Below are 24,460 nucleotides of genomic sequence, written 5' to 3' on the forward strand. Positions count from 1 at the left end.
AATCGTTATCTTCTGCAACGCAAAGTGTGCAAGATGACATCTCACCTATGCGTGTCGCTCCCGCTGAGCTCTTTCAGATACCTGACAATACCGGCCAGATATAACGCCAATATTTCACGGATATAGCAAAGAAAACAGCACGCACATTGAACGATAAAAAGCCGGATTACCAGTAATTAAATCAGTGACATCGCAAGCAAACAGCGCCACTTATATCCCGTAGACGCAACGCGTATTCTCATCGACCAAAGCACAAAAATCAGCCACATCCATCCCCCGCAAATCCGCCAAGAACTGCGCAGTATAGACGACTGCCCACGGCGCATTCGGATGCCCGCGAAACGGTACTGGAGTCAGATAAGGCGCGTCAGTTTCCAACAAAATCAACTCATCAGGCAGCTCACAAAAAGCCTGCCGAATAGCAGTATTTGCAGGATACGTGGCACTACCACCGAAAGAGCCGTACCACCCATTTTCCCGACAGATCTGAGCTAGCTCAACATCACCGGAAAAGCAGTGAAAAACCGTTTTGCTTGGAGCACCATCCGCACGTAGCACATCCACAACATCTTCATGCGCGTCGCGATCGTGAATCTGCATGGGCTTATCGACGTCTTTCGCTAATTCAATATGCGCGCGAAATGCCTGCACCTGGGCTTCCCGCCCGGCAGGACCCGTCCGGAAATAATCCAATCCCGTTTCCCCGACGGCACACACCGCATCGTCGCGTACCAGCTCAGCAACCCGCGCGAGCGCAGTATCTAAATCAATGGCGTGATGTTCACATACGCGCGGCTCTAAACCATCTGGGGCAATCTCCCGCACCCCCATGTGCATTGCGGCTTCATTCGGGTGAATCGCGATGGCAGCCCAAATCTGTGGGTACTGACGTGCCAGCTCCACCGTCCATTCCCACTCAGGCCACTCACACCCAGAAGTAATCGCTGCCCGAACGCCGCAACGCTCCATTGCTTCCAGGAGGTTGCTCAGCAATAGCGGTGGCTTCCACATGCCCGCCTCATTGCACGCCTGACGCATAACGCCATCTGGCCCAACTGGCGGATCACGTCGGATATGCGTGTGGTTATCCACAATAGGGACCGCCAGCGGCTGCGGAATATCCGGGAAGGCCCGCTTGCGATCCTTTTGCGAGGTAGTCAACGGCACGCCACCTCACGCCTTCGGCGCAGATGTATCGTCTGATAGCCCTAAGCGCGCCAGCTCTTCAGCCACTACTGACTCGTCAAGTTTGACGAACGCCGGTTTCGGTTTGGCAATCGGAGCCCCGGGTACGACCCATTGCCGCCCCCACGGGCGAACCTGCCGGTAATCGCCAGTGATGATCGGATACGGATGACCATTATCCAGATCTTCCACCTCAACAAGCTGCGGCATAGGCGCAATATCGCCAGTGCCACCCAACACTGCGTCAATAGTGTTCGACGAATGAGGCAGGAATACGCACATCATCGTATTGAGATCTGCCACTGCTTGAATCAGCGTGTGCAAAACCGTTGCCAAACGCTCGCGCTGGTGCGGCTCTTTCAACTTGAACGGCTCAGTGCGCGCCACATACGTATTCGCTTCAGACACCAAACGCATGATTTCCGCCAGTGCCGCCCGCTGCTGATGCGCTTCAATCAAGGAGCCAACCGTCGCAAATCCAGCTTCGATAGCCGACAGCAGGGCATCATCAATATCTTCACGCACGCCCGGCGTAGGAATCTCGCCAAAATTCTTCGCAATCATCGCCGCTGTGCGGTTGACCAAATTACCCCAGCCGGCCACCAACTCCGAGTTGTTCCGTCGGACAAACTCACTCCACGTAAAGTCTGCATCCTGGTTTTCTGGCCCAGCGATCGAAATGAAATACCGCAGTGCGTCTGGCTGGTAGCGTTCCAACACGTCACGCACGTAGATCACAACATTCTTCGAGGTAGAGAGCTTGCGCCCTTCCATCGTCAGAAACTCAGAAGCCACGACTTCCGTCGGCAAATTAAGCTGACCAAGCGCACCTGCTTGACCGCCGCGCGCCCCAGCTCCGTTATAGGCCAATAGCTCAGCCGGCCAGATTTGCGAATGGAAAACGATATTATCCTTGCCCATGAAGTAATACGACTGAGCCTGTGGATTCGTCCACCACAGCTTCCAATCTTCTGCACTGCCCTCACCTGCGGCTTCACGGCGGCGCGCCCATTCAATAGCTGCAGACAGATAGCCGATCACCGCGTCAAACCAGACGTACAGCCGCTTATTCGGCTTATCTTCCCATCCCGGGATCGGAATTCCCCAGCTAATATCGCGGCTCATCGCCCGTGGACGAATGTCTTTCAACAGATGCTGGGAGAATGCAATGACGTTTGGCCGCCACGAACCAGATTCTTCAACACCATCGAGCCACTGCCCTAATGCCTGTGCCAACGCAGGTAAATCCAGGAAATAGTGCTCCGTGGAGGTAAATTGCGGCGGCAATCCGGAGACTTTGGAAATTGGCTCAATAAGATCTTGCGGGTCAAGCTGGTTTCCACAGGTATCGCACTGATCCCCGCGCGCTCCCGCACAATGGCACAACGGGCAGGTGCCCTCAATATACCGATCCGGCAGGGTATTACCCGTCTTAGGGTCAATAGCGACGGCAGTTTCCTGAACGATCATATAGCCGTTATCGCGGCACGCCACGAAGAGTTCCTGCACTACATGCTCGTGATTCTTCGTCGTCGTCCGGGTAAATAAATCGTAGGACAAGCCGAGTTTAACCAGATCCTCAACGATGATCCGATTGTTGATATCAGCAAGTTCCTGCGGATCTAAGCCCTCTTTTTCCGCAGCGACCAGGATCGGGGTGCCATGTTCGTCTGTTCCCGATACCATCAGCACTTCGTGACCAGCCATACGCATATAGCGCGAGAAAACATCTGAGGGAACGCCGAATCCGGCGACGTGACCGATATGACGCGGGCCGTTTGCATACGGCCATGCAACTGCGGAAAGGATCTTAGCCATGATACAAGGTTAGAACGTTTCTCCCCATTGCGTGAAACCTGAGCCAGCGGCGTAAACTTGTTATACCCCACATTCGCGGAACTACGGAAAGGCAGGGATCATGTCTGATTCACGTCGTGCTCTTTTGATTGTCGATGTCCAACCGACGTTCTGTGAGGGCGGTTCATTGCCGGTGAGCGGCGGAAATGCCGTTGCCGAGCGCATTGCTGACTTTGTGACGGATAACGAGGATGAGTACGCCCTGATCGTCACCACTCAGGATTGGCACGTTGATCCTGGCAAACATTTCAGTGACGAACCAGATTTCGTTGACTCCTGGCCGCCGCACGCTATCGCCGACACTGCCGAAGCCGAGCTGCACGAAGCAATAGCGTCACTCGCGCTGGACGCCTCCGTGAAGAAAGGGCAATACTCTGCTGCATACTCAGGTTTTGAGGGAACAAACGACGAGGGTGATACGCTAGAGCAAATTCTGCGAGAATACAGCATTTCTGCCGTGGATATTGTTGGATTAGCCGAATCACACTGCGTGAAAGAAACCGCGCTCGATGCCTTACGGGCGGGATTCCGGGTGCGTGTCTTTTCCGATCTGACTGCTCCGGTTTCACCTGAACTTGGTGAGGCTGCCCGCGAGGAGATGGATGAGGCTGGTATTGAGCAGCTCGATTCTGAGGATGCTTTTGGTTTTTATGTCGAAGGCGAGGATATCCCCGTTCCAGGTTTAGAGCCGATGGCTGACGAGTCACGGCACTGGCATCCGGAAGACTGGTCAGATATGCAGATCGGCGATCTCGATGGCGATGGCATCCCAGACGATCTCGAAGATGACGAGTACGGGGCCGCAGATTTTGAAGATGACGAACTTCCCCCTGCGCATGACTTCGACGATTTCGCTATGGATGATTACGATGACGAATCTGATCCGGAGCTGACTGTCGATGGCGAGGACGACGAACTAGAGGTCATTGCTAACCAGATTGGGTTGAGCGAAGATCTATCGGCATACGACCTATCGGATTTTGATATTGACGTTGACGATGAGTTTGATTTCTCGGATGACGTTGATGAAGCCGATTTTGATTTCGGAGACATTGAACGGGAGTTCTAACGGATCTAAAGAGGCAGCGTCTGGCGTTTCTAGGGGGCGCTACCTATCTTTTCTACTTTTCTGGAAAGTTCGGTGTCTGTCTTTCCTAAGGGCTCAACGTCTAGCACTTCTAGGAGATCTTTCCAAAAGGTCTACTGCCTAGCTTTTCTAAAAGCCCGACGGCTACCGCTTCTAAGGAGCCGACGCTACATTCTGTACGCTTGACGCTTTCAGGATCTAAGAGTCTCACCAGCCTAAGGTCGAAACTATCAATAGCTTGCGTCCATCTGCTGAAAGCTGGGATATGGGAAAGGAACGAAAAGCGGAAGCAGGATACGGGGAAACAAAAAGAAACGCGCAAACGGAGGCGAGCGAAGGCAGAACGCCGGCTAGTGATTGTGTACGGCCGGATCTTCGCAAAGATTACGCCGTGCGATCTTCGCTAGCTGCCAATGCCAGCCGATACAGCTCGTTAGCTGCTATCTTTTCTCGATGGGCAACGTGTTTTGCTGCGTCCTTGAGGCGCAGCCCGGCGCGATGTAAGGCAAGCACTTCAGCAACGTGTTCCTCGGTGGCAAGGCGAACTGGATCCGCTCCAGCCACCACCACAGTCACTTCCCCGAGAATATCGTCTGCATGGCTGGCCAGCTCTCCAAGAGAACCGCGGCGGATCTCCTCATGTGTTTTCGTCATCTCGCGGCAGATTGCTGCCTGCCGATCTGCGCCAAAAGCGGCAGCCATTGCACGCAAACTGCCAGTGATTCGCCGCGGGGAATCAAAGAAGATCATCGTTCGGGTTTCTGATCGCATAGCGGCGAAGTACCGTTCACGCTCGCCGTCTTTACGAGGCAAAAAACCCTCGAAGGTGAAGCGATCTGAAGCCAGACCGGATAGCGCCAGCGCAGTTAACACTGCTGACGGCCCAGGCACGACTGTTACCGGCACTCCCACCTGCGCAGCTAGCGCCACCAAACGATATCCCGGATCAGATATTGAGGGCATCCCCGCGTCCGTCACCACAACAACGCGCTGACCATTTTGCGCATACGACACTAAGGCAGCACTGGTTTCTCGCTCATTATGTTCGTGGTAGGCAAGCACCCGAGCTGATAGTGGAATCTCCAAACGCCCAGCCAGATTGAGTAACCGGCGAGTATCCTCAGCAGCAATCACATCCGCGTGTGCTAATTCGTGGCGCAGCCGCGGCGAGGCATCATCGTCATTCCCTAGGGGCGTGGCAGCTAAAACGATCATGGCAGTAGCCTACTGTGCCAACACTATACTGACCAGATTCCTTGACGGAGGGCTACATAAAATACCCATCCATCGTAACGGACGTGAGACACCTGCCCGCAGTATCAGCTAAATAGGATAGCGGGCATTACCTGGTAAATGCCCGCGGGATCCGCGCCCGCAACCATCTCTCAATCATCGCGGGCTTATATAGGAGTATGCCCCCCTCCTACCGGCAGTAACGATCTATTCGTGCAACCGTAACGACCTATTCGCGGTTTGACCGTTCAGCCATTTTGACCAGCAATTACCCAATTACCCTAACGGTCTCGACCAGCCACAATTCAACCGTTTTGCCTCGCCTACTCGCAAAAGGCCTAGCTGCTCTGCCGGCGCAGACGCCTCCGCACTCTGGCGAGGACTATGCCCACCCCGTTTCATGCAACATCTCATCGTCAATACCAAAATGGTGCGCTACCTCGTGAAACACCGTGATACGAACCTGCTCCGCGACTTCTTCCTCTGATCGGCACATCCGCAAAGTCGGCTCACGGAAAATCCAAATTCGATTCGGCTCGGCATAACCGAAGAAATCCCCATCGGTCAATGCCCGCCCGTCGTATAAGCCAAGCAATTCTTCTCCGGCAGCGCGGGGCGTATGCTCAGGTAGCGGGTTATCTTCGATAAGAAAGACGAGGTTGTCGAGCTGCTGGGCGAAGGCTTCCGGCAACTCGTCGAGAGCCTCCCCGACGAGTTCTTCAAATCGTTGCGCGCTCATCGGGAACATCCCATCGGGATACCGCTCGTCGTCGCATAGCTCATCAGAACATTCCGCCGTATCAGACGATGATGCCGTATCAGACGATGGTTGCGTCATACATGTTGTGTTCGAGCCTGCATCTTCGAGGCACAATGATCCGTCCTGCCCACCTGGAAACGCATTACCCTCGTGCTCACCTACACGTATCTCATCATTATGCTCGCACGGGTAGGGATTGCCGCGATGCGGCGCATCAACATGCATATCACCGCTGGCGCTAGGTAACTCGCCCTCTGGTGCACAACATTGCGAGGGTGGAATATTAGTTGCCCCTAGTTCGCTATCTGCCATAGCGTTCGCGATCTCCGAGGAACTGACCGACGGATCACTTAGCTCAGGCAAGCCAATACTATCGGCAACATCTGCCACCCCATAGGGGTCAAACTGCGAACGAGGCTTATCTGAGTGGACTGGTTGAGCTGAGCGAGGTACGCGATCCGGCTGTGATAGTTGATCCGGCTGTGATGGTTGATCCGCCACCACGTGCCTTACTCCAGTGTGCCCCTCCTCAAAGAGGCGCACCCCAGCTTGCAGCGTATCAACATGCGTCATAGCAACTGACGGCTCCTCATCACCTCGCGCCGCAACACGACGTGGACTCTCGCTTCTTTCCCCGCGATTTTGCCCACTGCGTATATTGTCCGACGCATAGTCCCATCCATAGTTTTCCCTACTACGCTCGGCACGATTTTCTCCCTCGCGCTCAGCATGATCGGATGGCTGCTGCGAATGTCTCCCCATAGATTCTTCCCCTCGTCCTACCTGACAGTGTAACGAGCTAAGCGCCCGCCTCCTACTGCCCATTACAAGCTACCGTTCTTTGGCAGCGAAAAATCACTCAACCATTAGACTGGCTTCATGTCGCCAACTCAGCCTTTCCTCCTTGGTAGCGGGAAACGCGAGCGTTACGAAAATGAATTATGCGCTCGATTGGGGATTGCCCCGCGTGGGGTCACTCTCCCATATCAAGTGAAACTACATGGCTGGCTGATGACTGTGCTCATTGGCGTCATTGCCGCTCTTACCCGTTTCATTCGGCTCGGCTCCCCGCACGCTTTAGTTTTTGATGAAACCTACTACGTCAAAGGGGCATATTCGCTCCTGCATTACGGCTATGAACGCCGCTGGGAGGGCGATAACCAGAACGATCTTTTTATCCACGGCGACCTCTCTGCGCTGCGCCACGAACCAGACTATTGGGTGCATCCTCCGTTCGGTAAATGGCTCATCGCCCAAGGAATGCGCCTATTCGGCGATAACAACGGATACGGCTGGCGCTGTGCCACTGCCCTATGCGGCGTTCTGGCGGTCATGCTGGTGGTACGTATTGCCTTGCGGCTGTTCCATGCGGTCTTTCTGGCGGGTTGTGCTGGCCTTTTTGTTGCGCTTGACGGCATGGGTATCGTCTTATCACGCTGTGGTCTACTCGATAACCTGTTAGCCTTTTTCGTTCTCCTCGGATTTTGGGCGCTACTGCGAGATCGAGAGAGTCATTTACGTCAGATAGCGCAGCGCGTCGCCGCTGGTCCGGTGGTTGTGCACCATATCCCGCTACCCGACGGAAACCATCGACGTATCCTGCAACCAGCGCCCAGATGGGGTGTGCCTGGTGGTCCGCGCCCGTGGCTGCTGGCGAGCGGGCTATTTTTGGGGTTATCTTGCGCGATAAAGTGGTCCGGTATCTATGCCTTAGCCGTATTTGGGATAACCGTTTTTGTGTGGGGCAGCGCGGCCCGACGGCGAACCCACCATCAGTTGTGGCTTCCGGTGAGCGTAGTGCGCGAAGGGGTTGCAGCGTTTTTCTGGTTTATCCCCTCGGCCTGCCTTGCATACCTGCTTGGCTGGTTGCCGTGGTTTATCAATCCTCATGGATGGGGGCGCCAGTGGGCGCATAGTCAGCGTCTTGCACTGGAGCACGTAACGCACATTGGTGCGACCCACACACCGCCTCTTCTTGATCCGCTTCCGATTAGCTGGGCACCGGACGTCGTCAATTCTTTTATCCACTATCACATCCAAACCTGGCAGTTTCACACCACGCTAACCACGCCACACACTTATCAATCCCAGCCGTGGCTGTGGCTAATCCAGGGGCGTCCGGTAAGTTTTTTCTGGCGCGACGAGACGCAACTATCCGCCAGCTCCTGCCACTGGGATCATTGCGTTAGCGCAATCACGTCAATCGGAAATCCAGCTATCTGGTGGTTAGGGTTGGTTGCTTTGGGTTGCGTTATCTGGGCGGCATTGCACCGACGCGATTGGCGAGCCTGGGCCATTCTTAGCGGTTATGGCGCGATGTATCTTCCGTGGTTCCTTTACAGTCAACGCACGATTTACCAGTTCTACGCGGTGGCTATTCTGCCTTTTGTCGCTCTATCCTTAACTTTCGCGATAGCCGTTCTCACTAAATCCCTGCCGACTCGGTCTCACACTTTGCGCGATATTGAGCAGATTTTCTTCTTACCCCGCCGCCTGGTTGCACCGACGCCATATTCCGAAACAGGCCACCGAACTGCCCCCTTACCCACCCCGACTACTATCTGGCTGCTATCTCAACCCGATTTGACATCACCCACGCGAGGCTCACGCGCATTAAGACACAAAAGGGCAACAGCTACCAGCGCCGGGCAGCACCATCCCTATCCACAGTGGCGAACGTGGCGTTCCTTATCCCGAAGCGCCCGATACCTTATTGCCCTAACACTAGGACTGGTCATAGCGCTCAGTATTTTCTGGCTGCCGCTGTGGTGGGGGATTCCGATTCCGTGGCGGTTCTGGCATATGCACATGTGGTTCCCGTCATGGATATAGCCACAGGCGAAGGTCAATGCAAATCTTTCCGCGCTGTGAACATCTCATTCACCGCCAGGACGCGCGCATTAAACTGACGATACTTTTCTTTTCCCCGTCGCTAAGGAGCGTGCCATGTACGATGCCACTGAGTTAATTCATGCAGGATACCGCCCTGGCAACGGCGAACCTCGCCAATTGCCGATTATCCAATCCACCACCTACGACTACGATTCATCAGAAGCAATTGCTGCCGTATTCGATGAACCAACCCATGCGCTGATTTATTCACGCTTTGCCAATCCCACCGTGATGGCAGTGGAAGAAAAGATTGCCGCTTTAGAAGGTGGCGCCGCCGCAATGGCGACAAGTTCCGGGCAAGCAGCCACACTCATGGCCATTGTCAACCTGTGTTCTGCTGGCGATTCTTTTATTGCGTCAAGTCAGATCTATGGCGGATCAATTAACCTGTTTTCCCACACTCTCAAGCGCTTCGGTATTCGCGTTATTTACGTCGATCAGAATGCCTCAGCCGAGGAAATATCTGCCGCTTTCGAGCCGCGCACGCAAGCAGTTTTCGCTGAGGTGATCGCCAATCCCTCTATGGCGGTATTAGATATTGAGAAGTTCTCCCAGGTCGCACATGCACATGGGGTGCCGCTAATCGTCGATGCCACCTTTGCAACTCCGGTTCTATGTAAACCGATCGCTTATGGGGCAGATCTCGTCATCCATTCCACGTCAAAGTATCTAGATGGTCATGCGGTACAAGTAGGCGGAATGATCGTCGATTCCGGGCGTTTTGACTATGCAAACGGGCGTTTTCCTGGTTTTACTGAGCCGGACGAGACGTATCATGGCGTGGTCTACACCCGAGATTATCCGCAAGCGCCTAATATTATCCGCACCCGCATGCAATTGCAGCGCGATTTCGGCGCTTATCCGGCTGCTCATTCGGCCTTTTTACTGAATTTGAGTTTGGAGACCTTGGACGTCCGTATGCGGCGCCATTGTGAGAACGCTCTGCAGATTGCGCAGTACCTGGAGAGTCGAACGGACGTCATTAAAGAGGTGCGTTATCCTGGTTTGCCGTCCTCGCCATATCACGAGATAGCTACGCGTTATCTATCGGGCGGCTATTCCGGCGTGCTATGTATCGATCTGGCAGGCGGGCGCGAAGCTGGCGTGCGTTTTATGGATTCTTTGCGGCTCATTGCACGTGAGGTTCACGTCGCTGATTCGCGCAGTTGCGTCCTCCATCCAGCTTCGACAACGCACCGCCAACTTTCCGATGCACAGCTTATCGACGCTGGTATCACTGCCGGATTGGTGCGTATTTCGGTCGGATTAGAGGATGTGCGGGATCTGCTGGAGGATCTAGACTACGCCCTGAGCCAACTGACGTAGGGCGAGTTTTCATAGTATTTATCTAGGGTGCGGCTCGGTTTACCCGAGCCGCACCCTATACATTTGCATAAAGCAAGTCACCAAAATATCTTGACGCAAAGCTAATTTTGCTACACCATGGAGGTAACGGAAATCACGGTCGTTATACCGTGCGAATGTATTGTTCAAAGGGGAGATACATGTCGGATTACAAGCTCGTCTTCCATGTCAACGAAAATGATCGCTGGCCGTTCACACTGCGCTCTGTACGCAATTTCGTGCGAGCCAACCCAAGTTACGAAGCAACCGTCGTTGCCAATGGTGCCGCTGTTCGATCCTTCTCTCAGCTCGACACCGATCCGAACCGTATGGCGCGTATTCGCGGTCTAGAAAATGAGGGCGTGAAATTCGTAGTATGTTCCATCGCCCTTGAGGAACGCCAAGTCAAACGGGAGCTCATTCCCGATTACGTCACCGTCGTTCCCGCTGGAATCGTTGAAATTGCGCGCCTGCAAAGCGAGGGATACGGCTACGTCAAGGCATAACCCCTCATCTCACTAGATGACACTGTGGTCCGGCTACCAGCCGGACCACATTTTTCTTCGGCACACCTGTTGAGTGGTTTTTACTATCAGTTCTCCGTCGCCCTACCAAAACACGCAGCTACCGGAAACTGCAAGGGCTTTATACCACCACTTGTTTTACCGAGCTTCATCCGAGCAATCTCCTGCCGCCGTATAACAAAGTTGTTGTGGGGCACTACGCCGCCCAGCTATAGCAGCAATACAGCTATGGCGAACAGCAGCCGCGCAGATACCTGTTACCTGTGAGGCGGGAGGTCTAGGAGCAACGTAAGAGTAGCTCGGCTCCCCTTTATATGTGCAGGTAGCTTAGCTACGCTATCTATTCACTCCCAGTCTCATCATCCGCATCGCGCACTGCTCGCAACACTGTGAAGCGGCGATCCCGCGCGATTTGTGATACATCCACAAAATAGCGCTGAACGATTGCCCGATAGCGTAAATGACTATTGAACACGATATACAGCTCGCCCTTAGGGCGCAGGAGACGAGCTGCGGCCGCAAGCAAGGGCTGAACGCAGGTCATATCCAATGCTGATCCGGCATGAAACGGCGGATTTAAGGCCACGACGTCAGCGCTGCCTGATAATTCACTCGCCGCCGCATCATCCCAGGTTACCCGCGCATGCCCCGCACGAATCTCGGAGGCTAAACTCAACTCCGCCGAAGCAACAGCATCCGAATGTATATCAGTAGCGAGTATCTCCAATGCGCGCAGTCGGGAATCTTCGGCGCGCATATCCTGCCAGGTTCGCAAAAGCGCCAGCGAGACAGTGCCGTTTCCGCATCCTAAATCAACACACGCCAGCGCCCGTTTCACCGCGCCATCGCTCTGTGGCGGATTGAGCAGCCTGGGTAGTTCCTGGGAGACACATCGCGCCAATAGTTGCCCGCCAGGATCTGCGCCCGCCCCATGAAAGACGCCACCAACCCCGTACACCTGCCCCACCGCAGTGTGAGCCTGCGCCGGGCGATAGGGCCGAGCAGGCACTTTGAGCTCCCGAGCAATCAAAGCCCGAAATTTCCCGCGCCCGCGACTCGCATAGACCTGTGAAAAGTGTTGCGCCAGCGCGGCATTGTGCCCACGATCCATATGCTTGTTGTGTGCCCCGAAGATCGCCTTTACATCTCGCCTATGCACATCGGCAATATCGCCCGCTCCTAGATTGGAATAGCTCATCTGTAGTGCGCTAGCAAGATAGTGCAATTCAGCGTGCGACTTCGGCGTTCGCCCAATCATCACGTCCACTGACTGAGCAACGAGTGCCATATCGGGGCGCATCGGTGCGTCTATCCCACATACCGCCACATGGGATTGCACCCCTAGGTGCTGAGCATAGAGCTGCGCCTGGCGAGCTTGCGGTAAACTCCGCGACGCGATCGTCACCCGCAGCGCCCGCCCGTCAACACACAAGGAATACGCCCACCGACACAAGGCACCTGTAGGATCATCCGCAACCACAATATGCAACCCGCGCCGATCAGCGATCTCCTCACTAGCTACCTGAATAATGAGCCGATCACAGGCCGAAACCGGAGAATCGACTACTTCCGCGAGGCCGTCGCGCTCCACCACTGATTAATCCCCGATTCCACTGCGTGCTCATCAATTGCCCGCAGCTCCTCGGCGGAAAACTCCAGATTTTCCACTGCTCCCAAAGAATCATGAAGCTGCTCGACGCTCGATGCACCAATAAGGGCAGTTGTTACCGAACCATGCGATTGTTCACGCAGCACCCAGGCGATTGCCATTTGCGCCAGGCTCTGCCCCCGCTCAGCCGCTAACTCATTGAGCTGACGAACATGATCGAGAGCCTGATCGGTAAATAAATCCTTTGAGACGTTACCCCGCCCCAGGCGCGAATCGCTGGGCACACCGCTCAAGTACCTATTCGTTAACAGCCCTTGCCCGAGCGGGGAAAAGGCGATCACTCCCATCCCCTCATCTGCTGCCGTATTCAGCAGCGACGGCTCCCCATCCTCAACCCAACGATTGAGCATAGAATACGAGGGCTGATGAATAACTAATGGCGTGCCAAGCTCGCGCATAATCTCCTGAGCTTGTGCGGTTGCGGCTGCCGAATATGAAGAAATACCCGCATATCGCGCCTTGCCTGAACGAACAGCATCGTGGAGCGCCCCCATCGTTTCTGCCAAGGGCACATCTGGATCCGGCCGATGATGATAGAAAATATCGACATATTCCAAGCCCATACGAGCCAGTGATTCATCTAAGGACGTCAATAGGTAGTGCCGAGATCCGCCAAAGCCCATCGGCCCTGGCCACATATCCCATCCCGCTTTCGTCGAAACAATGATCTCATGACGATACGCCTGCAAATCTTTGCGCATGATCCGACCAAAGTTTTCCTCTGCCGAACCGTAGGGTGGACCATAATTATTTGCCAAATCAAAGTGAATCACACCCCGATCGAACGCCGCACGCACCAATTCACGCTGCGTTTGGAACGGACGATCATCACCGAAGTTATGCCACAAGCCCAGAGCAATTCTCGGCAACATCAAGCCAGAGCGCCCACAGCGCACAATCGGCACATCCTCATAGCGTGTTTTTGCTGGTAACCATTGATCTTTTGGAGAGAGATAATTTTGATTTGCCATGTCTTTATTATCTCACGACGGATTGCCTCGCATACCTGTTTTCCACAACACACATGAGGCCTCGCTGAGCCAATATAGACGGGATCAAACGCAGCGATCCATTCATCACTGCCCGCCCCTTAGAAAAGGCTCAGCTTTTCTTTATATTTCCCAAGTTTTATTCAGCTAATGCCCAACTCTGGTGGGCTAGAATGAGCCAAACAAAACGCGATCACGACAAGGATCAACAACTATGGGACTCTTTGCTCGTCTGCGCTCAACCAGACATACGAGTGCCAAGCAGCCTAAGACCAGCCATACCTCTCAGCAGCGCCCGTTAACTACTGCAATTACTGACGAGCAGCTTGACACAATCGCCGACAAAAAACAGGCTGGCGTTTGGGACGGCATGGTCGCTCCACCAACCTCACGACCTGGCGCTTTAGGGATCCCCCACTGGTTAGCAAAATACGGCTTAGCCTCCTGGGCCATCATCGGAATAGCGATCGTCGCTTTCGGGATCTGCCTGGTGTTATCCACCATCACGGAAGTATTTCTCGGTGTTTTCCTTGCCTGTGTATTGACCTCCGTTCTCCTACCGATCGTTAACTTCCTGGACCGTTTCATGCCGCGCGCATTGGCAACCGCGCTAGCCATCATCGGCGGTTTCGCCGTATTCGGCGGGCTGGTTAGCTACGTCGTATTTTCCGTGGCAAATGAATGGGATGATCTAGCCACCGAATTCCAACATGGCGCCGACGATGTCTTTAATTTCCTGAGCAACGGTCCATTGCCGTGGCACATATCCCGCGAACAAGCCACCCAAGCGCTATCGAATGCCGTTGCGGAGAGTACTGAATGGGTACAAAATAATTCCGGTACGATTGCCACAACTATTCTGACGAACGCCAGCCAACTTGCTGTGGTTGCCACCGTCTTAGCTCTCGCTATTTTCGTTACCATCTGCCTGCTTGCCCAAGGCTCGAAGATGTGGCTCTGGTTCTTAAACTGCCTGCCAGAGCGCAATCGCGAGCGCATCAATCTTGGCGCGTATGCCGGCTGGGTTGCTTTCTCCGGCTACGCTCGCGGAACCGTTATCATCTCACTGTTAAACGGCACGATGTGTTTCATTTTCTTATTGCTCGTCGGCGTCCCTCTCGTTGCCCCGCTTGCCGTCCTGGTCGTAATGGGCTCATTCATTCCCCTAGTTGGCGCTCCCATTGCCATGTTCATTGCCATGATCGTCGCTTTAGCTTCGGGGGGCGCTATCAAGATGGCTATCGTCGGTTTAGGTATTGCCGGTATCGGGCAGATTGAAGGCCATATCTTCCAGCCGCTCATTATGGGCAATCAGGTTTCCCTCCATCCGGTCGTTGTGGCTATTGGCGTGGCGGCGGGTGGTTTTGCCGGAGGGCTCGTCGGTGCGGTTATCGCTATTCCTATCATGGCGATTGCTTGGTCGGCGTTCCGCACCTTGCATCAGCCCGATCCGAAGCTGAGCGCTATTCCCTACGTTCCAAAGTCGCGAGTTTTGCCTGCGCAAAAATCGCGAAACTAATTCCACATATCTAAATACCCCTGCAGCCCAGGTCGCCAGGGGTATTTTTATGCACATGCCCGCGCTAGTACACCTAATTATTCGCGACGATCTCCTGTCATACTGTCGCTAACTTAATAACTATAAGAAAACACTATCTCCTGGTCACAGCCTAAAAATATATTTATCTATAAAAATTAGGTAACCCTTGCCACGATAGCTGCCATTAAGTTAGGATCGCCTAAGTTGGAAATATGCACACCAACTCATTACCCACAAGGAGAAAGAATGAGACACGCAAAAGCCGGGGTATGGCGCTTTATCTCCGCAGCCCTGACTCTATTCCTCGCATTAATCCTCACATTAAGCGCATATACAGTATCAGCATCCGCCGACGAATCCCCCGCAAACGAAGCGCCCTACGCCATAACCAAAGCAACCTTCACCTGGAATATTCGCGACAGCTGGTACAGCTATTTAACCAGCCCACACGGCGGTGCTCCCGGTAGCGTCACCCCTCGCAACGGCGCCCGCATCATCCGCAAGCAACTATATTGGGGCACTGGTTACGGAAACTGCAGCACGTCAGGAAACTGCACTATCACCTATCCCGGCACATACATTTTTAAAAAACACTCCGATTCTCAAGGTGGGTATTTCCTCGACATCACCATACAAAATCTGCGCATCACGACAGAAGGTAATCATGGCTTCATACTCGCCCACACCCGTTCGCGAGATATGAACAACCCCTCCCAATATCTCGAAAATCCTGATCTTCGCCTGGCAACTTTCGAGCTCGCCACCCCCGTCAGCATCGAAAATAATCAGCTACACCTCAACGGCATTACCCCCACTATCACCCAAGATGCCGCTCCTTATTTTGGCGGAAACTACGGCGGTGAAGCAGGTAGTGCCTTCACGCTAACCGCCGAGGCATACCAACCCAACACTCCTGACGCCCAAGACATCATCCGAGAACAACAACAAGACACCGACCGTATCGACGTCAATGCCTTGCAGTGGTCCGTCATTAAAGATTTTCTACCAAAAGCCACTAAGGACAATCTCCTCTTCCAAACCGATTCCGGAGCATCCCCCGTCTCGAATTACATCGAGTTCAAGGATCCCACCGGAGTTATGGAAAACGGCGTTTTAAAAGTGACGTACCCCGGGAAACTGACGTTATACAAGAACGGGACAGAAGCCGACAAAAAATCACCTATCTTTAGCATGTCAGGAATCCGCCTAGAAATTTCCCGACATGACCGCGGCGAAATCTATATGACGGTATCGCGCGACGCAGGAGCAGCCGAAGAGATACATTTTGGCACGTTCTATGCCCCGATATACACCGATTGGGGGCAATTCACCATACACGCTTCCAACGCCACTGTTCGCCTGGATGATAATGCCCGCCTGGAGTTGCCATATCTCGGTACTTCCGACGATGTTGCCCCATTAAACTTCCGAATCAACTTCGACTGGCTCTCTCCCGATGACGACCAACGCGCTAAAACGTTCCATGCGATATATGACGAACCCCGCCCCGATTGGACGAAACGTTGGCCCATTTTCATTCAAACAACGCCAATCTACCGACCTGAGGTGCCCCACGATGACGTTGTACCAAGCGTCGAGGAAGAAAACGCCGCATGGCAAGATTCACCTGCGCCAGCCGCCCATGATGGGCAGTTCATTTGGGGTATCAAGCGATCTTGGCAAAGCTACATTGGGCGTGGCACACTCGCTGACGGCCTAGAATTCAGCAATAAGAATTACATATGGCCAGCAGCAAATAACACCTCCGCACAACGCTTGGATGATGGCACTATCGTCTTGAGATTCCGCGGGAACGCTTCATGGAATGCCTATGGCGGTTTACTTGACATTGCCCTAGGCGACATCGAAGCCCATCTGCGCCCGCTCAATCCGAACGACTACACACAAGGTTTCGAGAAAGACATCCGAATCTATGGCAAGCTCGCCAACACCAGCTCTTATCGCGATTCACATATGCTCCTCGGCGCCATCCGCGGCGATGTCACCAGCAAAGTCGCTGCCGCTGCCAATGATTCAAGCACCGCTGAACTCGCATTAAACTTGGAAAACCAGCCTTTCTACCTTGGAGAAGATCCAGCACCCATATTCATGAACGTTTACCGAGCGGGTTTACGCATGGACAACGCATCGTTTGCTGGGACAGTTCGCATACCATTTTCCGTTTCAGGATTACCGCAACCGCCTAATCCAACACCAATTTCTCCAGTACCGACGCCACAGCCTGCACCGACTCCTGGGGAAACTCCATCCCCGACGCCACATCCCAGTGGAGTGCCAAACACGATTACACCTGGCACACCGCACATTATCAACACCCTCCCGGCGCACAGTAACGCCACACCAGAAGTCAGTGGCGCAACCCTGCCACACACCGGAGCATCACTCTTTGCTATCGTTTCTGCCGCTGCCGCACTATGCATAGCCGGTATTACGCTCAGTATCCGAGGGCATGCTCTTAGCAATACCCGCATTGCAGGGGGAGAAGATAGCTACAGATAGGGATTTCATCACGCGGTTCGCCCTATCTGGCTCGGTGGTGGAGAGAAAACTCTCCACCACCGTTTTTATTAAGCATGCACTATTCAATTTTTCCTAGCGATGACCGTTACCGCCGTTCAGTAGCCACACACCGCGTACTCCTGTAGTAGTTCACCTGTTTGCCCGAATTTACGACACAGCACGTCGGCTTTTCCCGCTTTACGTCAGCCCAAACTCACACCCAGTAGCAACGATCCGATTCAGGAAACGTCGATAATTTCACCGCACGATCTTGGCTTCTGGCAATAACCAGCTTCACCTACTCTCAGATACAACACGCCATTCGACATATACCATCTCGCTTACCCCCCCCGTCATTACCTAGCTCAAATACCCTATCTACCAAGGAATTCAGAACTTTCGTAATATCTGTAGCCATATTCTGTAGGCAAGAATTGCTCCAATAGCGTTAATCCATGCCTATACACAGCTTCACCATCGGCAACATAGCCAGAGCTTGCCCTACGACAGCGAGATAGCCCGACCAGGCGAGCACAGTGAATGACTACGCGGATTGGCTAAGCGAGCTAAACGGATTTTTCCACAGCGGGTGCAACTGGGCCGTCATAAACCGAGATCATCTTCAAAAACATCGGGATAGAGCCGCGAACCGCCACCGCAATAGAGGCTCGCGTTACGGATTGATCGTGATGATGTTGGAGGAGCAGCCGACGGTAGAGCCGCTCCGCAAAGGCTAATACATAGTGGCCCAACATGTGCGAGGGCATATTGAGCCGGTATCCGCTATCCATCAAGGAGTGATCGACGACCTGCGCGATGTGCTGGGCTAGCCGCTCCTCGTATGAGGACATCAGTTTGCCGATTATCTCGTGCCGTGCTCCGTACAGATTTAGTTCTTCTTGCAGGAGGTAAAAATCGCGGGTTAATGGTAGCGCACAACTAATTCTTTCGGCCGCTTCCATGAGGCGCGCCTCTGCTTCGTCTTGATTGTGCGGCGGCGAGTGAAAGACTACTTCTTGTTCTGCCCGAGACAGGATATTTTCGAGTTGGGTAAGCCGGTTATCGACGATGGCCTGCAGGATATGGTCGAGATCGCGGTAGGAGGAGTAGAACGCGCCACGGGTGAATCCGGCTCGCCGGCAGATTCGCTGAACGCTGATTTGCGCCATTCCTTCTTCCGCAATTATTTGGGCTGCTGTTTCGCGCAGTTTTTCGGCGGTATCTTGCCGACGCGCCGTGGGAGGTGTCGCCAGCCGTTTGGCTCGGGCCTCCGCAATTTTCCCCACTGTGCGCTCCTTCCACGCCGTTGTGTCAACTGTAACACGAACACACTTGATACAGGGGTGTATCATTACGTATCGTCGATACTCTCATATCCTTGCCGATACCGACAGAAGAAGGTGCGCCATGGTTCGTTTTGCTGGTAACAAAATTGCCAACATCGTCATTGTGATCGCTCTTGCGCTCGTCCCCTTTATGTACGCCGGTATCCTCACCTGGGCATACGAGGCGCCCCTTGACCGAATGGATCGCATCCCCGCGGCAATCGTCAATCTCGATCACGAGGCCCAATCCAGCTCTGCTGACGGCACAACACACACCTTCGCCACCGGAGACGAACTCGTCAAACGCTTAACCTCCGACGAAACCCAAGCAGGTTTCGATTGGCATATCACCGACGAGGAATCCGCCCGAGCCGGGCTGAAAGCTGGCACATATCAAGCCATGCTCCTCATCCCCGAAGATCTCTCAGCACATCTGGCAGCAATGTCTGACCCAACCCAAACCCAACAGGTCAGCTCAACGATTCACCTTTATACCGACGATGGAGTCAATTACCTGACCGGCACAATGGCCTCCTCCGTCGCCCTCAAGCTCCAAGAAGCCGCCGCCTCGCAAGGCGCAAGCAAATATATCGACTCCCTCCTCCTATCTATGGGACCACTGCACGACGGATTCTCTCAGGCCGCTGCCGGCGCCGGAGCCCTAGCCGAAGGCAGCGGGAAACTTGCCGCTGGAGCAAACGATCTCGATACCGGCGCCACCAAACTCAACACCGGCGCACAATCCTTGGCCAGCGGCACCGGAGAACTTAAAAATGGCTCCGCCGCGCTATCTTCCGGTGCTGATACGTTGGTATTAGGCGTCGGGCAAATCGCCGACGGCGCTCGCCGACTTTCCACAGGTGCTGCCGGTTTGGATACGGGCATTACGCAATACACTGCTGGCACCGCACAACTTGCCGCCGGCCTCGATGCCGTTAACACCGGATTAACCGTCGATTCCACCAACCCCGACGGCACAACCCGTCCGTCTTTCCTCACCGGATTCACCCAACTAGTCGCCCAATTCCACCCAGGAACTGGCGGGGCTAGCACATTGAAGGACGGAGCTAGCGCGCTAGCAACTGGTGCGACCGCGGCCGATAACGGCCTCACGCAGCTCAACACCGGAGCACAGCAGCTCCTGACTGGCGTCACCCAAGCCAGTCAAGGCGCACATGACCTGCACAGCGGCGCTACTACTCTCAGCGCTGGCGCACAAGAACTTGCTAATAAGCTCGGCGCCACAGACGCTCAATCCCTGCATGGCGGGCTGGCGTCTTTGAAAGAACTGACGGATGGGCTCAATCAAGCCTGTAGTGGCATTGGCAAGATTGATCCGGTCTGTATCGGAATCAGCACCAAACTAGCGGTGAAAGGTATGAGCATAGCTGACCTCTCCCGCGCTATCGATACGATGTCTGCTGGAGTTAGTGCCGCCTCAGATGCGGCCAATCAGATTTCCGCTGGAGGAACACAACTAGCCACCGGCTCTCAGCAGCTTGCTTCCGCATTGACCGCCGGAAACGACCCTGCTCATCCCACTATCTTTGACGGGGTGCAGCGCATCGTAACGAGCACGCAGCCCTCTGCCGATGGTCTTGCCCATCCAACAACATTGAAGGACGCCACCAGCGCCCTCGCCAGCGGGGCAAATACCCTCCACCAAGGCATTGATACCGCTGGAGCTGGTGCCGATCAGCTAGCTAGCGCCCTATCAGGGCAGATCGTTCCCGGAATTCAACAGTTGCGATTCGGCGCTCTGACCCTCAACAATAACTCCCCTGCTTTGATCTCCGGCGCTAATCAGATTCATAGTGGCGCAGCGGCGCTGGCTGCCGGATCAACTACTGCCGAATCCGGCAGCCAGCGTCTGGCCGCCGGTGCGCAACAGCTCGATTCTGGATTAGCTACTGCCCATTCTGGCGCACAACAATTAGCGCAGGGCACGAGCCAGTTAACCGACGGAGCGAAGGTCCTGCATGAGGGCTCCACACAGGTGCAGGCCGGATCTCAAGAATTGCAACATAAGCTCACCGAAGGAGCGAATAAGATTCCGGTTTTGGGCACCACCCAAGCCGCCCATACTGCCGAGATTGCCGCACAACCCATTGACGTGCAAGCCACTCGCCTCAATCCGGTATCAACGAACGGCATTGGCTTTTCCACTTTCTTCATGTCGCTGTCACTGTACGTCGGGGCTATCGGTATCTTCTTCGTCATTCCTGCCTTAGATTTACGCCGCTCTGGCCATGAGCCATTTTGGAAGTCGGCAGCGCGTTCAGCCAGCACTGCATGCCTTTTCGGTATCGCTCAGGCAGCTATCGTCGTTCTCGCCCTTGAGTTGCTCCTCGATCTGCATGCGGCCGATATTATGGGCCTGCTTCTCATCAGCATCCTGTCATCCCTGACGTATGTGGCGATGAATCAGGCCTGCCTGGCGGTCTTTGGCTTCCGTGGACGCTTCTTCTCCCTTGTGCTGATGTGTTTGCAGCTCGGCGCTGCCGCAGGCACATTCGCTTCCGAAACCTTGCCGAAGTTCCTGCAAGTATGCAATGCCATTTTGCCCATGCCTTATACCGTCCGAGGAGTGCGCACCTTGGTTGCTGGCGGCTCTGTTTCGCTGACGGGCGTGGTAAGCGTCTTGCTCGTGTGGATGCTCGTCAGCATTGTCGTCACCTTGTTTGGCGCATACCGACGCACTGGGCTTAAACCAATGCCTTATGATCCAGCTCTGGCGTTCCCTGGTGCTGCCCCAGAAGATCGCCGCTCGTTGGTATCTCAGATTGGTGCGCAACCGGCACGCTCCTGAGGTATCCCTAATCGGGGCTAGGTGGGCGTATGCCAGTCCTCCCAATGCATGACGCCCACCTAGCCGTCCACACCATACGGCTCGCCAGCACGGCGAAAATTATCCGTACTGGCGAGCCGTAGCAGTTATTCAGTTATTCGCTTTTGGTAGCGGCACCCTGGGCATTGCTCATGTAGCATACATCGTGCCGCGAACGTCGTTCTTTCGCCTTACCACGCGATACCGATCAGGAGGAATGCGATCACAGCCGAGAGCAGCCACCGCCAAACCTAGACTCGAGGCCACATACCGAGCGGTCTGGCCCTTGCCACTCCACACCCTGGCCCTCTGCCCGCTCCAGACCACAACATGGCACGCCGCAGGCAAAGCCCCTTAGGAAGCAGGCTATTACCCCTCTCCCTCCTCAACCACATAGGGCGGAAAAGAGGGATACCCAAATATCCTCAGTTAGTACCCGAACTGCGCCGCGACTTGACGTACCGACTGGGCGGAGGCATGCAAGCCATCTAGCTCATTTTGCGTCATCGCCGGAACAACTAGGCGACCAACGCCCGAGCGCCCGACAACCGTCGGCATCGATAGGCACACATCATTAATGCCAGCGATCCCGTCAATATAGGAGGATACCGGCAGGATCGTGCGCTCATCACGCAGGATTGCCTCCACGATACGCGCCCCCGATAGACCGATCGCGTAGTTCGTCGCACCTTTGCCTTCAATGATTCGATATGCCGAGGCCATCACGTCATGCGCTATCTCTTCACAGCGCTGCTGGGTAATACCGCCCCATTCCTTAACTGGCACACAACCGATATTCGTGGAGGACCACAAGGCAATCTCTGAATCGCCATGCTCCCCAACGATATAACCGTGAATCGAGCGCGGGGCAACACCTAGTTCTTGGGCAATCAGGAGTCGATACCGCGAGGTATCCAGCACGGTTCCCGATCCGAACATGCGCTCGCGGGGTAAGCCCGTGATTTTCATCGATGCGTACGTCACTACGTCAACCGGATTAGACACCATCAGGTAGATCGCATTGGGCGCTACTTCGAGAATACTGGGCAACATTTTTTCCATAATGCCGATCGTCGCACCAGCTAGCTCCAACCGGCTCTGACCTGGTTTTTGCTTTGCTCCGGCCGTCACGATAACAATATCGGACCCGCGGCATACCTCTGGATCATCCGATCCCAACACATTGGATACATGGGCAAAGGTCTGCCCCTGGGCAATATCCAAAGCCTCCGCTTCAACTTTGGCTCGGTTAATATCGTATAGGGCGATATCGCGCGCTGATCCTCGGGTAAGACACGCATAGGCAAGCGTGGCACCGACTGCCCCTGCCCCGAGGATGGAAATTTTCGTTGGACGAGAAATAGTGTCACTCATGGCGACAGCCTAACGAGTTTTCTCTTCTAACGGAATGGTCTGATGGACCTATCTTTCCTCAGCCGGGTGAATCTCCACGTGGTGACCGTCTGGATCATGAACGTGTACTTTGGTTGCCGCCGTATCCGTCACTACCTGCGCTGGGTAACCGGCTTGAGTGAGCCGACGGGCAACTTCCGCTAAGGGTTGTGTTGTTTGGAAGCTCAGGTGAACGAGAGGGACTGCGCCACCAACAGGATTGGCAGCTTCTTCACGGACAACGAGCTGCCCCGCATCACCGTGATGCAGGCCGATCCACCCCGAACTATCCGAAGCAGACATCTGCTCCCACCACGAATCTGCTCCTGGGGCACTATGGAAGCCGAGCTGTTCAAAGAATTTCCGATCTGCGGAAAAATCAACGCTGTAGCGTACCATCATGACCTCTACCGATGACGACTCATTCGATGGTGACTCGTTTTCCTGATCGGTGTATCCATAGAGATCATGGCACCATTCATTGATCCATATACCACCACCAGATGGATCAATAATGCCTGCCTGCTTTCCCCAGGCTTCATCCCACACCTCGATCTCGACGCCACGGGCACACATCTCCTGGGCATACGTCTGGGCATCATCAACCAGTAAGACGAGATGCGCCTCGCCAGGATGCCCAAAATCTGCCCCGCTAGCGCCGTGCACGGCAACCGACCCAGCTTTACCGCGCAGGACGGTGTATTCTTCACCGCTGGTGCGAACTGGGCTCAGACCAATCGCGCGCAGAAAATCCGTCATGCGCTGGGGCTGAGTGGTGAAGTAGTAGGGGCACACACTGATATTCATAACTATTCCTCGCTCACTGTTTGTTCGCCGCTGGCAAGATAATGCGTCAATGCGGCCGTCACTAATGCTGATAGCGATATGCCCTCATCAACTGCGCGATGTTTGACCTGCCTAATTAGCTCTGGGTCGAGATAGATATTGAACTGCTGTTTTGCAACCATATTAGTATGCTAGCATGCTAACGATGAATCGCAATAGTGAACAGCACACAATTTATTCCCGACGCCACCTGCGTCGCCGCCGATATGAACAGCAGCAACTAGCCCCGACCACACGGCACACCCAGCACATCACATAAGAAATACGCAAATGAGATTCACTGCTTCACCATCCGGAGAACTCATCGCCTTCTCCCAGGCATATCAAAGAGGGGCTCCAGCACCACACATAGGCCACAGTAGAGCACCGCACACCATAAGACCCCTACGCACGCTATCCGCCATTCCGCCAAGAGTTTTGCTATTAACCACTACACAAGACAGGCTATTCGCGACCATTCAACACCCCAA

17 protein-coding genes are annotated in these 24,460 nt (G+C 54.4%); 7 read left to right on the forward strand and 10 right to left on the reverse strand.

Going from position 1 to position 24,460, the window contains the following annotated elements:
* Positions 1-210: 210 nt before the first annotated feature.
* Together ACLHIL_RS00660 and metG are read right to left on the reverse strand one after the other, a co-directional pair.
* Positions 211-1,161, reverse strand: a complete 951-nt coding sequence (locus ACLHIL_RS00660; protein WP_411295931.1) for a TatD family hydrolase — start codon at positions 1,159-1,161, stop codon at positions 211-213.
* A 12-nt stretch (positions 1,162-1,173) separates the two neighbouring features.
* Positions 1,174-3,003: a methionine--tRNA ligase gene (gene metG / locus ACLHIL_RS00665; RefSeq protein ID WP_411295932.1), complete on the reverse strand. Its 1,830-nt coding sequence runs from the start codon at positions 3,001-3,003 to the stop codon at positions 1,174-1,176.
* Positions 3,004-3,103: 100 nt separating this feature from the next.
* On the opposite strand from metG, the gene ACLHIL_RS00670 reads away from it, so the two are divergent.
* Positions 3,104-4,111: an isochorismatase family protein gene (locus tag ACLHIL_RS00670; protein ID WP_411295933.1), complete on the forward strand. Its 1,008-nt coding sequence runs from the start codon at positions 3,104-3,106 to the stop codon at positions 4,109-4,111.
* A gap of 402 nt (positions 4,112-4,513) precedes the next feature.
* On the opposite strand, the gene rsmI is transcribed toward ACLHIL_RS00670, so the two are convergent.
* Both rsmI and ACLHIL_RS00680 read right to left on the reverse strand, forming a co-directional pair.
* The gene (gene rsmI / locus ACLHIL_RS00675; protein ID WP_411295934.1) at positions 4,514-5,344 is read right to left on the reverse strand and encodes a 16S rRNA (cytidine(1402)-2'-O)-methyltransferase; all 831 of its coding nucleotides are present in this window, start codon (positions 5,342-5,344) and stop codon (positions 4,514-4,516) included.
* A gap of 400 nt (positions 5,345-5,744) precedes the next feature.
* Positions 5,745-6,884 (reverse strand): metallopeptidase family protein, encoded by a 1,140-nt coding sequence (locus ACLHIL_RS00680; protein WP_411295935.1) that lies wholly within the window; start codon positions 6,882-6,884, stop codon positions 5,745-5,747.
* Between the two features lie 117 nt (positions 6,885-7,001).
* On the opposite strand from ACLHIL_RS00680, the gene ACLHIL_RS00685 reads away from it, so the two are divergent.
* The 3 genes from ACLHIL_RS00685 to ACLHIL_RS00695 all read left to right on the forward strand — a co-directional run bounded on the left by ACLHIL_RS00685 (position 7,002) and on the right by ACLHIL_RS00695 (position 10,864).
* Positions 7,002-8,954, forward strand: coding sequence for a dolichyl-phosphate-mannose--protein mannosyltransferase (locus ACLHIL_RS00685; RefSeq protein WP_411295936.1), 1,953 nt, complete (start codon positions 7,002-7,004; stop codon positions 8,952-8,954).
* Positions 8,955-9,068: 114 nt separating this feature from the next.
* The gene (locus ACLHIL_RS00690) at positions 9,069-10,340 is read left to right on the forward strand and encodes an O-acetylhomoserine aminocarboxypropyltransferase/cysteine synthase family protein (RefSeq protein ID WP_411295937.1); all 1,272 of its coding nucleotides are present in this window, start codon (positions 9,069-9,071) and stop codon (positions 10,338-10,340) included.
* Positions 10,341-10,519: 179 nt separating this feature from the next.
* Positions 10,520-10,864, forward strand: coding sequence for a DsrE family protein (locus ACLHIL_RS00695; RefSeq protein ID WP_411295938.1), 345 nt, complete (start codon positions 10,520-10,522; stop codon positions 10,862-10,864).
* Between the two features lie 358 nt (positions 10,865-11,222).
* Here the strand turns inward: ACLHIL_RS00695 and ACLHIL_RS00700 are convergent, their stop codons facing one another.
* Together ACLHIL_RS00700 and ACLHIL_RS00705 are read right to left on the reverse strand one after the other, a co-directional pair.
* Complete coding sequence (locus ACLHIL_RS00700; RefSeq protein WP_411295939.1) at positions 11,223-12,476, reverse strand: class I SAM-dependent methyltransferase; 1,254 nt, start codon at positions 12,474-12,476, stop codon at positions 11,223-11,225.
* Positions 12,446-13,522, reverse strand: coding sequence for an aldo/keto reductase (locus tag ACLHIL_RS00705; RefSeq protein WP_411295940.1), 1,077 nt, complete (start codon positions 13,520-13,522; stop codon positions 12,446-12,448). Before ACLHIL_RS00705 ends, ACLHIL_RS00700 begins: the two co-directional genes overlap by 31 nt.
* A gap of 232 nt (positions 13,523-13,754) precedes the next feature.
* Here ACLHIL_RS00705 and ACLHIL_RS00710 point away from each other — a divergent pair, with 232 nt between their 5' ends.
* Both ACLHIL_RS00710 and ACLHIL_RS00715 read left to right on the forward strand, forming a co-directional pair.
* Positions 13,755-15,059, forward strand: a complete 1,305-nt coding sequence (locus ACLHIL_RS00710) for an AI-2E family transporter (protein ID WP_411295941.1) — start codon at positions 13,755-13,757, stop codon at positions 15,057-15,059.
* Between the two features lie 267 nt (positions 15,060-15,326).
* A complete protein-coding gene (locus ACLHIL_RS00715) occupies positions 15,327-17,600 on the forward strand; it encodes an HtaA domain-containing protein (protein ID WP_411295942.1) in 2,274 nt (757 codons plus the stop codon).
* 566 nt (positions 17,601-18,166) lie between these two features.
* Here ACLHIL_RS00715 and ACLHIL_RS00720 read toward each other — a convergent pair.
* A complete protein-coding gene (locus ACLHIL_RS00720; protein ID WP_411295943.1) occupies positions 18,167-18,886 on the reverse strand; it encodes a TetR/AcrR family transcriptional regulator in 720 nt (239 codons plus the stop codon).
* A 121-nt stretch (positions 18,887-19,007) separates the two neighbouring features.
* Between ACLHIL_RS00720 and ACLHIL_RS00725 the strand changes: the two genes are divergently transcribed.
* Positions 19,008-21,734, forward strand: coding sequence for a YhgE/Pip family protein (locus tag ACLHIL_RS00725; RefSeq protein WP_411295944.1), 2,727 nt, complete (start codon positions 19,008-19,010; stop codon positions 21,732-21,734).
* 447 nt (positions 21,735-22,181) lie between these two features.
* Here ACLHIL_RS00725 and ACLHIL_RS00730 read toward each other — a convergent pair whose 3' ends face one another.
* From ACLHIL_RS00730 to ACLHIL_RS00740, 3 genes are read right to left on the reverse strand one after another with little or no spacing between them, the layout of a single operon-like run.
* Positions 22,182-23,126: an L-lactate dehydrogenase gene (locus ACLHIL_RS00730; RefSeq protein ID WP_411295945.1), complete on the reverse strand. Its 945-nt coding sequence runs from the start codon at positions 23,124-23,126 to the stop codon at positions 22,182-22,184.
* A 48-nt stretch (positions 23,127-23,174) separates the two neighbouring features.
* Positions 23,175-23,951, reverse strand: a complete 777-nt coding sequence (locus tag ACLHIL_RS00735; RefSeq protein ID WP_411295946.1) for a hypothetical protein — start codon at positions 23,949-23,951, stop codon at positions 23,175-23,177.
* Between the two features lie 2 nt (positions 23,952-23,953).
* Positions 23,954-24,112 carry a ribbon-helix-helix protein, CopG family gene (locus ACLHIL_RS00740; RefSeq protein WP_411295947.1) on the reverse strand — a complete coding sequence of 53 codons (159 nt, stop codon included), beginning with the start codon at positions 24,110-24,112 and terminating at the stop codon, positions 23,954-23,956.
* Positions 24,113-24,460 lie beyond the last annotated feature (348 nt).

The organism is Trueperella sp. LYQ143 (assembly GCF_046599595.1).
Lineage (GTDB): Bacteria > Actinomycetota > Actinomycetes > Actinomycetales > Actinomycetaceae > Trueperella.

Excerpts from the sequence above, each read along its gene's own strand:
- ACLHIL_RS00705 (WP_411295940.1), bottom strand. The coding sequence starts at position 13,522 with ATGGCAAATCAAAATTATCTCTCTCCAAAAGATCAATGGTTACCAGCA.
- ACLHIL_RS00680 (WP_411295935.1), bottom strand. The coding sequence starts at position 6,884 with ATGGGGAGACATTCGCAGCAGCCATCCGATCATGCTGAGCGCGAGGGA.
- ACLHIL_RS00685 (WP_411295936.1), top strand. The coding sequence starts at position 7,002 with ATGTCGCCAACTCAGCCTTTCCTCCTTGGTAGCGGGAAACGCGAGCGT.
- ACLHIL_RS00670 (WP_411295933.1), top strand. The coding sequence starts at position 3,104 with ATGTCTGATTCACGTCGTGCTCTTTTGATTGTCGATGTCCAACCGACG.
- ACLHIL_RS00730 (WP_411295945.1), bottom strand. The coding sequence starts at position 23,126 with ATGAGTGACACTATTTCTCGTCCAACGAAAATTTCCATCCTCGGGGCA.
- ACLHIL_RS00740 (WP_411295947.1), bottom strand. The coding sequence starts at position 24,112 with ATGGTTGCAAAACAGCAGTTCAATATCTATCTCGACCCAGAGCTAATT.
- ACLHIL_RS00735 (WP_411295946.1), bottom strand. The coding sequence starts at position 23,951 with ATGAATATCAGTGTGTGCCCCTACTACTTCACCACTCAGCCCCAGCGC.
- ACLHIL_RS00715 (WP_411295942.1), top strand. The coding sequence starts at position 15,327 with ATGAGACACGCAAAAGCCGGGGTATGGCGCTTTATCTCCGCAGCCCTG.
- ACLHIL_RS00725 (WP_411295944.1), top strand. The coding sequence starts at position 19,008 with ATGGTTCGTTTTGCTGGTAACAAAATTGCCAACATCGTCATTGTGATC.
- ACLHIL_RS00690 (WP_411295937.1), top strand. The coding sequence starts at position 9,069 with ATGTACGATGCCACTGAGTTAATTCATGCAGGATACCGCCCTGGCAAC.
- rsmI (WP_411295934.1), bottom strand. The coding sequence starts at position 5,344 with ATGATCGTTTTAGCTGCCACGCCCCTAGGGAATGACGATGATGCCTCG.
- ACLHIL_RS00695 (WP_411295938.1), top strand. The coding sequence starts at position 10,520 with ATGTCGGATTACAAGCTCGTCTTCCATGTCAACGAAAATGATCGCTGG.
- metG (WP_411295932.1), bottom strand. The coding sequence starts at position 3,003 with ATGGCTAAGATCCTTTCCGCAGTTGCATGGCCGTATGCAAACGGCCCG.
- ACLHIL_RS00710 (WP_411295941.1), top strand. The coding sequence starts at position 13,755 with ATGGGACTCTTTGCTCGTCTGCGCTCAACCAGACATACGAGTGCCAAG.